General features: G+C 70.9%; 9 protein-coding genes and 1 pseudogene. 4 read left to right on the top strand and 6 right to left on the bottom strand.

Annotated features, from left to right (window positions below; translation table 11 throughout):
- Positions 1-54 precede the first annotated feature (54 nt).
- Positions 55-1,404: a class II 3-deoxy-7-phosphoheptulonate synthase gene (locus ACFU53_RS43335; RefSeq protein WP_384005293.1), complete on the bottom strand. Its 1,350-nt coding sequence runs from the start codon at positions 1,402-1,404 to the stop codon at positions 55-57.
- 200 nt (positions 1,405-1,604) lie between these two features.
- On the opposite strand from ACFU53_RS43335, the gene ACFU53_RS43330 reads away from it, so the two are divergent.
- Complete coding sequence (locus ACFU53_RS43330) at positions 1,605-1,766, top strand: trp operon leader peptide (RefSeq protein ID WP_384005292.1); 162 nt, start codon at positions 1,605-1,607, stop codon at positions 1,764-1,766.
- 118 nt (positions 1,767-1,884) lie between these two features.
- Positions 1,885-3,747: an anthranilate synthase family protein gene (locus ACFU53_RS43325; protein ID WP_384005291.1), complete on the top strand. Its 1,863-nt coding sequence runs from the start codon at positions 1,885-1,887 to the stop codon at positions 3,745-3,747.
- Positions 3,748-3,956: 209 nt separating this feature from the next.
- Here ACFU53_RS43325 and ACFU53_RS43320 read toward each other — a convergent pair whose 3' ends face one another.
- The 4 genes from ACFU53_RS43320 to ACFU53_RS43305 all read right to left on the bottom strand — a co-directional run bounded on the left by ACFU53_RS43320 (position 3,957) and on the right by ACFU53_RS43305 (position 8,038).
- Positions 3,957-4,985, bottom strand: a complete 1,029-nt coding sequence (locus tag ACFU53_RS43320) for a 6-phosphofructokinase (RefSeq protein WP_384005290.1) — start codon at positions 4,983-4,985, stop codon at positions 3,957-3,959.
- A 164-nt stretch (positions 4,986-5,149) separates the two neighbouring features.
- Positions 5,150-5,797 (bottom strand): response regulator, encoded by a 648-nt coding sequence (locus ACFU53_RS43315; protein ID WP_384005294.1) that lies wholly within the window; start codon positions 5,795-5,797, stop codon positions 5,150-5,152.
- 71 nt (positions 5,798-5,868) lie between these two features.
- The gene (gene macS, locus ACFU53_RS43310) at positions 5,869-7,119 is read right to left on the bottom strand and encodes a MacS family sensor histidine kinase (protein WP_384005289.1); all 1,251 of its coding nucleotides are present in this window, start codon (positions 7,117-7,119) and stop codon (positions 5,869-5,871) included.
- A 127-nt stretch (positions 7,120-7,246) separates the two neighbouring features.
- Complete coding sequence (locus ACFU53_RS43305) at positions 7,247-8,038, bottom strand: lysophospholipid acyltransferase family protein (RefSeq protein ID WP_384005288.1); 792 nt, start codon at positions 8,036-8,038, stop codon at positions 7,247-7,249.
- Positions 8,039-8,282: 244 nt separating this feature from the next.
- Here ACFU53_RS43305 and ACFU53_RS43300 point away from each other — a divergent pair, with 244 nt between their 5' ends.
- Together ACFU53_RS43300 and ACFU53_RS43295 are read left to right on the top strand one after the other, a co-directional pair.
- Positions 8,283-9,176 carry an alpha/beta hydrolase gene (locus ACFU53_RS43300; protein WP_384005287.1) on the top strand — a complete coding sequence of 298 codons (894 nt, stop codon included), beginning with the start codon at positions 8,283-8,285 and terminating at the stop codon, positions 9,174-9,176.
- Positions 9,169-9,900, top strand: coding sequence for a hypothetical protein (locus tag ACFU53_RS43295; RefSeq protein ID WP_384005286.1), 732 nt, complete (start codon positions 9,169-9,171; stop codon positions 9,898-9,900). The genes ACFU53_RS43300 and ACFU53_RS43295 overlap by 8 nt, the downstream gene beginning before the upstream one ends.
- Positions 9,901-9,911: 11 nt before the next feature.
- Here ACFU53_RS43295 and ACFU53_RS43290 read toward each other — a convergent pair.
- A pseudogene (locus tag ACFU53_RS43290) lies at positions 9,912-10,101 on the bottom strand (short-chain dehydrogenase); the annotation flags it as partial.

Below are 10,101 nucleotides of genomic sequence, written 5' to 3'. Positions count from 1 at the left end.
GGCGCGGATCGTATGTGATCCGCGCCCCACTCCACTCTGCTGTCACAGCTGTCACTAGTCCCGGTACAGCTCCGCGACCAGGAACGCCAGGTCCAGGGACTGGCTGCGGTTGAGCCGGGGGTCGCACGCCGTCTCGTAACGCTGGTGCAGGTCGTCGACGAAGATCTCGTCGCCGCCGCCCACGCACTCGGTGACGTCGTCACCGGTCAGCTCCACGTGGATGCCTCCCGGGTGGGTGCCGAGGCCCTTGTGGACCTCGAAGAAGCCCTTGACCTCGTCGAGCACGTCGTCGAAGCGGCGGGTCTTGTGGCCGGAGGCCGCCTCGAAGGTGTTGCCGTGCATCGGGTCGCTCACCCAGGCCACGGTCGCGCCGGAGGCGGTGACCTTCTCGACCAGCTCGGGCAGCTTGTCGCGGACCTTGTCCGCGCCCATGCGCACGATGAAGGTGAGACGGCCCGGCTCGCGGTCCGGGTCGAGGCGCTCGATGTACTGCAGCGCGTCCTCGGCCGTGGTCGTCGGGCCGAGCTTGATCCCGATCGGGTTGCGGATCTGCGAGGCGAACTCGATGTGCGCGTGGTCCAGCTGGCGGGTGCGCTCACCGATCCACACCATGTGCGCGGAGACGTCGTACAGGTGCCCCGTGCGCGAGTCCACGCGGGTGAGCGCCGACTCGTAGTCGAGCAGCAGCGCCTCGTGCGAGGAGAAGAACTCGACGGTGCGGAACTCCTCCGGGTCGGTCCCGCAGGCGTGCATGAAGTTCAGCGCGTTGTCGATCTCGCGGGCGAGTTGCTCGTAGCGCTGGCCGGACGGGGACGACTTCACGAAGTCCTGGTTCCAGGCGTGCACCTGGCGCAGGTCGGCGTAACCGCCGGTGGTGAAGGCGCGGACCAGGTTGAGCGTGGAGGCGGAGGCGTTGTACATCCGCTTCAGGCGCTCGGGGTCCGGGATGCGGGACGCCTCGTCGAAGTCGAAGCCGTTGACCGAGTCGCCGCGGTACGTCGGCAGGGTCACGCCGTCGCGGGTCTCGGTGCCCTTGGAGCGCGGCTTGGAGTACTGCCCGGCGATCCGGCCGACCTTCACGACCGGCACGGAGGCCGCGTACGTGAGGACCGCGCCCATCTGGAGCAGCGTCTTCAGCTTGTTGCGGATGTGGTCGGCCGACACGGCGTCGAAGGCCTCGGCGCAGTCGCCGCCCTGGAGGAGGAACGCCTCTCCCTTGGCGACGGACGCCATCCGGGCGCGCAGCTGGTCGCACTCGCCCGCGAAGACGAGCGGCGGATACGACTCGAGCTCCGCAACGACTGCGCGCAGAGCCTCGGTGTCGGGGTACTCGGGCTGCTGCGCCGCGGGCAGGTCTCGCCAGGTGTTGCCAGCGCTCGCGCTGGACTTAGCGTTCACGGTCACGACGTCCACATTACGGGGTCATGTCGGGCGTCCATCCCCCTGCTCATCAAGTGAGACGAACCCCGCTCGATCGGAGCGGGGTCCGCGGGCGGGTGGCGTGGCGGCCGGAGGACGGCCGTCGCCGCGACGAAGGCCAGGGGCCGCATTCTCGACGTGAGTGACAAACTCACCCTTCAATGATCCACGAATTCGACTAGAACATGTCAAAAAAGAAGACAGATGCGAGATCGGCAGATGTGATCATAGGTCGACCGTGGGGTGTTGATCACGTGAGTTCCCGGAGCCTGTCCGGTAAGGTGCGGCGCATGTTCGCGCACTCGACCCAGAACTGGTGGTGGACCGCTCATCCGGCGGCCCACTGACTGCGCGTACGCAAGACTTCGCGAAGGCCGCCCGAGGGGCGGCCTTCGGTGTTTCCAGGGCCCGGCCGCTCCTCCCCGATCACCGCGACGACCGTGATCCCCCAGGGAAGAGGAACCCATGGACCTGACCCGGCTCCTGTCCGACGACCGCCCGTTCGCCCTGCTGCGCCGCCGCACCCCCGGCCTGCACGACCACGACACGGTGGAGCTGCTGATCGGCCCGGTGACCACGTACGAGCGGCTCGCCGACATCCCCGACGAGGGACTGGCGCTGGTCCCCTTCCGGCAGATCCGCGAACGCGGCTTCGATGTCCGCGACGACGGGACGCCCCTGTCGGTGCTGGTGCCGGAGGAGTCGTACGAGCTGCCGCTGGACCGGGCCCTCGCGGAGCTGCCCGCGCATGACGTCCGGGTCGAGGGCGGCGGCTTCGACGTGGACGACGAGGCGTACGCGGAGATCGTCGGCCGGGTGCTGCGCGAGGAGATCGGGCGGGGCGAGGGCGCGAACTTCGTGATCCGGCGGACTTACGAGGGCACGATCCCGGGCTTCGGCCGCGCCGACGCGCTGGCGCTGTTCCGGCGGCTGCTGGAGGGCGAGCGGGGCGCGTACTGGACGTTCGTGGTGCACACCGGCGAGCGGACGCTGGTCGGCGCCAGCCCGGAGGTGCACGTCCGGATGTCCGGCGGGACGGTCGTGATGAACCCGATCAGCGGGACCTACCGCTATCCGGCCGAGGGGCCGACGCCGGAGGATCTGCTGGCCTTCCTCGCCGACGGCAAGGAGATCGAGGAGCTGTCGATGGTCGTCGACGAGGAGCTCAAGATGATGTGCACGGTCGGTGACATGGGCGGGGTCGTCATCGGGCCCAGGCTGAAGGAGATGTCGCACCTCGCGCACACCGAGTACGAGCTGCGGGGGCGCTCCTCGCTGGATGTGCGGGAGGTGCTGAAGGAGACGATGTTCGCCGCCACGGTCACCGGCTCGCCGGTGCAGAACGCGTGCCGGGTGATCCAGCGGCACGAGGTGGGCGGGCGCGGGTACTACGCGGGGGCGTTGGCGCTGGTGGGGCGAGGCTCGGGAGGGGCGCAGACCCTGGACTCGCCGATTCTGATCCGTACCGCCGACATCGCGGCGGACGGGCGGCTGAAGGTGCCGGTGGGGGCCACGCTCGTCCGGGGGTCGGATCCGGCGGGCGAGGTCGCCGAGACGCATGCGAAGGCGGCGGGGGTGCTGGCGGCGCTGGGCGTACGGGCCGGGCGGCCGGGGCGGGAGCGGGTGCGGCCGCGGCTGGCGGAGGACCCGGGGGTGCGGGCCGCGCTGGACGGGCGGCGGGCCTCGCTGGCGCCGTTCTGGCTGCGGATGCAGGAGCGGACGGCCGAGCTGACGGGGCATGCGCTCGTCGTCGACGCCGAGGACACGTTCACCGCGATGCTCGCGCATCTGCTGCGGTCGTCCGGGCTGGAGGTGACGGTACGGCGGTACGACGAGCCGGGGCTGCGGGAGGTCGTGCTCGCGCACGAGGGGGTGGTGGTGCTGGGACCCGGGCCCGGGGATCCGGGGGACCTCGACGACCCGAAGATGCGGTTCCTGCGGGGGCTGACCGCCGAGGCCGTGCGGGGGCATCGGTACGGGGTGCTCGGGGTGTGTCTCGGGCATGAGCTGATCGCGGCGGAGCTGGGGCTGGCGATCGTGCGGAAGGAGGTGCCGTACCAGGGGGCGCAGACCGGCATCGATCTGTTCGGGCGAGGTGAGACGGTCGGGTTCTACAACAGCTTCGTGGCCCACTGCGACGATGAGGCTGCGGCGGAGCTGGCGGCCCGTGGGGTCGAGGTCAGCCGCAGCGCGAGCGGTGAGGTGCACGCGTTGCGGGGGGCCGGGTTCGCGGGGGTGCAGTTCCATCCGGAGTCGGTGCTGACGCTGGATGGGGTGACTGTGGTGCGTGAGCTGGTGGCGGAGGTTCAGTCTCTGCGTGCGCGCTAGATTCCTCGCCCCCGCCGCCCCTACCCGTCCCATCCTCAGGGGCTGCGCCCCTACGACCCCGCTTCGGTGGGTTCGCCGGCTGCGGGTGGGTGGGGGCCTCTCGCGCAGTTCCCCGCGCCCCTGGAAGCGAAAGGCGGAAGCGGGGCGCAGCCCCTGCTTCTGCCTTTCAGGGGCTGCTTCTGCGAACCACCCGAGCTCTCCCGCGCGCCTCAGCCGAAGAAGACGCCCACCTCCTCGTACAGCTGGGGGTCGACCGTCTTCAGCTTGGCCGTGGCGTCGGCGATGGGGACGCGGATGATGTCGGTGCCGCGGAGGGCGACCATCTTGCCGAAGTCGCGGTCGCGGACGGCGTCGATGGCGTGGAGTCCGAAGCGGGTGGCGAGCCAGCGGTCGAAGGCGGAGGGCGTGCCGCCGCGCTGGACGTGGCCGAGCACGGTCGTACGGGCTTCTTTACCCGTTCGCCTCTCGATCTCCTTGGCCAGCCATTCGCCGACCCCGGAGAGGCGGACGTGTCCGAAGGAGTCGAGTGAGCCGTCCTTGAGGACCATCTCGCCGTCCTTCGGCATGGCCCCCTCCGCGACGACCACGATCGGCGCGTACGAGGCCTTGAAGCGGGACGTCACCCAGGCGCACACCTTGTCGACGTCGAAGCGCTGTTCCGGGATGAGGATGACGTTGGCGCCGCCGGCCAGGCCGGAGTGGATGGCGATCCAGCCGGCGTGACGGCCCATCACCTCCACGACCAGGACGCGCATGTGCGACTCGGCGGTGGTGTGGAGGCGGTCGATGGCCTCCGTCGCGATGCCGACAGCCGTGTCGAAGCCGAAGGTGTAGTCCGTGGCCGAGAGGTCGTTGTCGATCGTCTTCGGGACGCCCACGCACGGCACGCCGTACTCGTCCGACAGGCGCGCGGCCACACCGAGCGTGTCCTCGCCGCCGATGGCGACGAGCGCCTCGACCTCCTGCTTGGCGAGGTTGTCCTTGATCCGGCGGATGCCGTTCTCCTGCTTGAGCGGGTTGGTGCGCGAGGAGCCGAGGATGGTGCCGCCGCGGGGGAGGATGCCGCGCACGGCGGGGATGTCGAGCCGGACGGTGTCGTTCTCGAGCGGACCCCGCCAGCCGTCCCGGAAGCCGACGAAGTCGTAACCGTACTCCTGCACGCCCTTGCGGACGATGCCCCGGATGACGGCGTTGAGCCCGGGGCAGTCGCCGCCTCCGGTGAGTACTCCGACGCGCATGGAAATGTCCCTTCGCCGCGGTTGCCTGGTGAGGGCCACGCTAATAGTGATCCAGGTCACGTCGGCATGAACGGGAAGTCAATTCCGGCGAATTGCGGCCGATTGAGGGTGAGTTGATCGGAGTTGATCAAATCATCCTCACCCTATGGGGTGATTCGCGGTGTTTACTCGTCGTCGAGACCGCGCTCTATGGCATAGCGGACCAGTTCCACCCGGTTGTGGAGCTGGAGCTTGCCGAGGGTGTTCTGGACGTGGTTCTGGACCGTGCGGTGCGAGATGACGAGGCGTTCGGCGATCTGCTTGTAGCTCAGCCCCTTGGCGACGAGCCGGAGCACCTCGGTCTCACGGTCGGTGAGCTGCGGGGCCTTGGGCTCGTCGGCGCCCGGCCCGGGGGCGGGCTCGGAGGCCAGGCGGCGGTACTCGCCGAGGACCAGGCCCGCGAGGCCGGGGGTGAAGACGGGGTCGCCGACCGCGGTGCGGCGTACGGCGTCGATCAGCTCCTCGGTCGAGGCGGACTTCAGCAGATAGCCGGTGGCTCCGGACTTCACCGCCTCCAGGACGTCCGCGTGCTCACCGCTCGCCGACAGGACCAGCACCCGCAACGCCGGGTTCGCGCCGACCAGTTCCTTGCAGACCTGCACCCCCGGCTTCGCCGGCAGGTTCAGGTCCAGGACGAGGACGTCCGGCGCGGCGGCCCGGGCGCGCCGCACCGCCTGCTCGCCGTCGCCCGCCGTGGCGACCACGTCGAAGCCGGACTCGGCCAGGTCGCGGGCGACGGCGTCGCGCCACATGGGGTGATCGTCGACCACCATGACCCTGAGCGGGCCGCTGCCACCGGGCTGTGCCTGCCCGTCCACCGGCCTGCCGTTCTCCACGCTCTCCGTCACCGCTTCTCCGCCTTCCCCCGTACGCCCTTCGGCCCCTCTGCGGCCTTGGGCACCTTCAGTTCGACTTCCGTGCCCTGTCCGGGCACCGAGATCAGTTCGGCCGTGCCGCCGATGTCACGCAGCCGCCCCCGGATGGAGAGGGCCACCCCGAGCCGGCCCTCGCCCTCGGCCTGGGCGAGCCGTCCCTCGGGGATGCCGGGGCCGTCGTCCCGAACGGTCACGATGATCTCGTCCGGCCAGTCCTCGACCAGGATCCAGGCCCGTGCCCCGTCTCCCGCGTGCTCGCGCGCATTGTCCAGGGCGGCGCCGACTGCCGCCGCCAGCTCCCGCGCGGCCCGCGGGGCGAGCGGCACCGGGCTGCCGGGCTCGGAGAAGGTGACCAGCGCGCCGGCGTACGGGGCGAGGAGGGCGCGCAGGTCCACGGGACCCGAGGCACCGTCGGCGCCGGTCCCGTCCGGTTCGTCCACCGCCCGTACGAGCGCTCCCTGGGCCGCGTCCTGCGAGATACGGGAGACGGGGACCAGGCCGCCGGAGACCAGGGTGCGCAGGGCGACCTCCTGCTCGCCCGCCATCCGGCCCAGCTCGGCGGCCTCGCCGCCGAGGGCGGCGCTGCGCCGCTGGACCATGGCGAGGACCTGGAGGACGCCGTCGTGGATGTCCCGGGCGAGGCGTTCCCGTTCGCGGGTGGCGGCCTCGATCTCCAGGGCCCGGGCGAGGGTGCGCTCGGAGGCACGGGCGACCTCGACGACGTAACCGATGGCGATGGAGGCGACCCAGACCAGCAGTACGTTGTGGATGGTGTCGCGGGTGGGGGCGCCACGGTGGATCAGGTTGGCGACGGCGACGAGCGTGGAGGCGAACGCGGCCCAGCGCCAGCCGCCCTTGACGGCGAACGCCAGCACGGCGCCGGCGGTCCATATCGACGGCAGCGTGGGGCCTCCGGCCTCCACCCGCGCGGTCGAGTCGGCGAGCCGGGTGAGGAGGATGCCGACGATCGCGATGGTGAGGTCGGCGGCGAGGAAGCGCTTGGTGCAGCTGGCCGCGTTCGCGACCTTGGGCAGGGTCACCAGCGTCCAGCCGGCCAGCACCGCGAAGTAGGCGACGGCCAGCCAGGGGCGCTCGAACTTGTCGTACGCGCTGACGAAGAGGCCGACCGCGTAGATCATCGTCAGGATCCGGTAGCCGGTGAGCGCACGCCACAGCGGCTGCTCGACCGACATCGTCATGACCCGCTCACGCTCCGGCATGGCCCCCCTTTGTTTTTGGCTCGGTTCGCCTCCGGGGCGCCAAGCCTGTGCCCCTTCGGCTCACTCGCCACCAGGCCCCCCTTGGCAGACGCGTCCGGGAACGCGACCGTACCCGGGAACGCGGCCGTTACGAAGCCGGCCGGTCCTTGTCGGCCCGGGCCCTCTCCGCCAGGTCCTTGGCCGCCTGTTCCTTCTCGGCCTTGGCGAGGGCGGCCCTGGCGGCCTTGTCGGCCTCCTTCTCCGCCTTGGCAGCGTCCGCGATCTGCCGCTTCGCGGCGGTCGCGTACATGTCGACGTACTCCTGGCCGGAGAGCTTCATGATCTCGTACATGACCTCGTCGGTCAGCGCCCGCAGGACGAAGCGGTCGTGCTCCATGCCCTGGTAGCGGCTGAAGTCGAGGGGCTTGCCGATGCGGATGCCGGGGCGCATCACCTTCGGCAGGACCTTGCCGGGGGGCTGGATCTTCTCCGTGTCGATCATGGCGACGGGGATGACGGGTGCGCCGGTGGCAAGGGCCACGCGGGCCAGGCCACCGGGTTTACCGCGGTAGAGCCGACCGTCGGGCGAGCGGGTGCCCTCGGGGTAGATGCCGAACAGCTCGCCGCTCTCGATGACCTGTATCCCGCTCTTGATCGCGGCCTCACCCGCACCGCGCGCGCCTGAGCGGTCCACGGGGAGCTGGCCGACACCCTTGAAGAAGGCGGCCGTCAGCTTGCCCTTGATCCCGGGGGTGGTGAAGTACTCGGCCTTCGCGATGAACGTGACCTTGCGGTCGAGGACCGCGGGGAGGAAGAACGAGTCCGAGAAGGAGAGGTGGTTGCTCGCGAGGATCGCGGCGCCCTCGGCCGGAATGTTCTCCAGGCCCTCCACCCAGGGCCTGAAGGTGACCTTGAGCGGTCCCCCGATAGCGACCTTCATCGCGCCGTACAACAACCGAGTGCCTCTCTGTGATCCGTGGATCAGACCTTAACCCGGACGCCTGAGGAAGAGTCCGACAGGTCCGGCCGGTGTCGAGCGCCTCCCATGGTCCCCACCCGCTTCCCCACCGGCTCCTTCACCGGTCCTCCACCGCTCGAAGCCCCTGGTCGGTGTCAGTGCGGTCGCGTACGGTGAACCACATCCGGACTCATTCACACCCTTCTCATGAACGGGAGACCGAACCGTGCCGGTCCTTCCTGGAGCCGAGCCGTACCACCACGAGGGCGGGGAGGTCGGAGTCCTCCTCTGCCACGGGTTCACCGGGTCCCCGCAGTCGCTGCGCCCCTGGGCGGAGCATCTCGCCGCGCGGGGACTGACCGTAGCGCTGCCCCTGCTGCCGGGACACGGCACCCGCTGGGAGGACATGCGCCCGACGGGCTGGCAGGACTGGTACGCGGAGGTGGACCGCGAGTTGCGGGCCCTGCGCGAGCGCTGTGCGCACGTTTTCGTGGCGGGGCTGTCCATGGGCGGCGCGCTGGCGCTGCGGCTGGCCGCGAAGCACGGGGACGGGGTCGCCGGCGTGATGGTCGTCAACCCGGCCAACAAGGTGCACGGCCCGGCCGCGCACGCCCTCCCCCTGCTTCGGCACTTCGTCCCCACCACGAAGGGGATCACCAGCGACATCGCGAAGGAGGGCGTCGAGGAGCTGGGGTACAGCCACGTGCCGCTGCACGCGGCGCACTCACTGCGTAACTTCCTCCGTCTCGTCGACGGTGAACTGCCCCAGGTAACCCAGCCGTTGCTGTTGCTGCACAGCCCGCGGGACCATGTGGTGCCGCCCGTCGACTCCGAGCGCGTCCTCGGCCGGGTGTCGTCGACGGACGTCACGGAGATCCTGCTGGAACAGAGTCATCATGTCGCGACGTTGGACCACGATGCGGACCGGATCTTCGAGGAGAGCCACGCGTTCGTCACCCGGCTCGTGACGGGGTCCGGCGCGGAACACGTGACGGAGTCCGGAGCGGCACATGTGAAGGACTCCGAGGCGGAATCCGTACAGCAGTCTGATTCGGGGTCCGTGGAGCAGACCGGTCCGGGATCCTTGGAGCAGAGGGAAGGGACGGCCACTGGTGGCTGAGCACGACTCCGAGCGTGAGCCGGAGGAGAAGGGAGCGCCCCTCGGCGAGCGCCACGGCGACTCGCGGGGCGACTCCCCGGGCGGCTCCTCGGACAGCTCCGCGGGCGGCTCCGCGGGCTCCTCGTCCGGCGATTCGCCGGGCGAGGAGCAGCACGTGGGCGAGGAACAGCACGTGCCGTTCGACGAGGACGCCGCGTGGCGGGCCATCGTCGCCGGATTCGGCGACGAGCCGCCGGACCCGCCGGGCAGCAAGCCGTACAAGTCGGTGGAGGACCTGGCCCTGCTGGAGGCCGAGCCGGAGGACTCCGCGGACAAGTCCCCCGATGCCGCCGCCGGCCCCGCGGCCCCCAAGCCGCTGGGCAGTTCGGTCGCGTTCGCACCCGGCGTCGGCTCGGGTCCGCGCGACTACAGCGTTCCCGACCCGGTCGGCGAGGACCTGGACAAGGGCGACAGGGACTCCGACGACGAGGACGGCGAGGGCCACTTCGTGCCGCCCGAGCCGCCCCCGCTGCCGGAGGCCGACGCGACCGCCAAGTTCGCCTGGCTGGGGGTGGTCGGCGGCCCGGTTCTGCTGCTGCTCGCCGTTCTGCTCGGCTGGGAGATGACCTGGTGGCTCACCACCGTGGGCATCGGCGGCTTCCTCGGCGGCTTCGCCACGCTGGTGATGCGGATGAACGGCCACGACGAGGACGACGACGACCCGGGCCGGGGCGCGGTCGTCTGACCCCGCCACCACAGCCGTACGACCGCGGGCGGCAGGGTCACGCGCCCCAGCTGGACCAGGCGCAGCCAGCCCGGCACGTACACGGCGGTACGGCGGCGTTCCACGGCGCGCACCAGCCGGGCGGCGACGTCCTCCGGCGGAAAGGTGCGGCGGGCCGGGGGCGGCATGTGGGCGCGCAGTTCGCGCAGCACCGGGTAGCGG

The organism is Streptomyces sp. NPDC057474 (assembly GCF_042802555.1).
Taxonomy (GTDB): Bacteria; Actinomycetota; Actinomycetes; order Streptomycetales; family Streptomycetaceae; genus Streptomyces.
This window is presented reverse-complemented; position numbering and strand designations above follow the sequence as displayed.

Excerpts from the sequence above, each read along its gene's own strand:
- ACFU53_RS43330 (WP_384005292.1), top strand. The coding sequence starts at position 1,605 with ATGTCAAAAAAGAAGACAGATGCGAGATCGGCAGATGTGATCATAGGT.
- ACFU53_RS43325 (WP_384005291.1), top strand. The coding sequence starts at position 1,885 with ATGGACCTGACCCGGCTCCTGTCCGACGACCGCCCGTTCGCCCTGCTG.
- ACFU53_RS43320 (WP_384005290.1), bottom strand. The coding sequence starts at position 4,985 with ATGCGCGTCGGAGTACTCACCGGAGGCGGCGACTGCCCCGGGCTCAAC.
- ACFU53_RS43315 (WP_384005294.1), bottom strand. The coding sequence starts at position 5,797 with ATGGTGGTCGACGATCACCCCATGTGGCGCGACGCCGTCGCCCGCGAC.
- macS (WP_384005289.1), bottom strand. The coding sequence starts at position 7,119 with ATGCCGGAGCGTGAGCGGGTCATGACGATGTCGGTCGAGCAGCCGCTG.
- ACFU53_RS43305 (WP_384005288.1), bottom strand. The coding sequence starts at position 8,038 with ATGAAGGTCGCTATCGGGGGACCGCTCAAGGTCACCTTCAGGCCCTGG.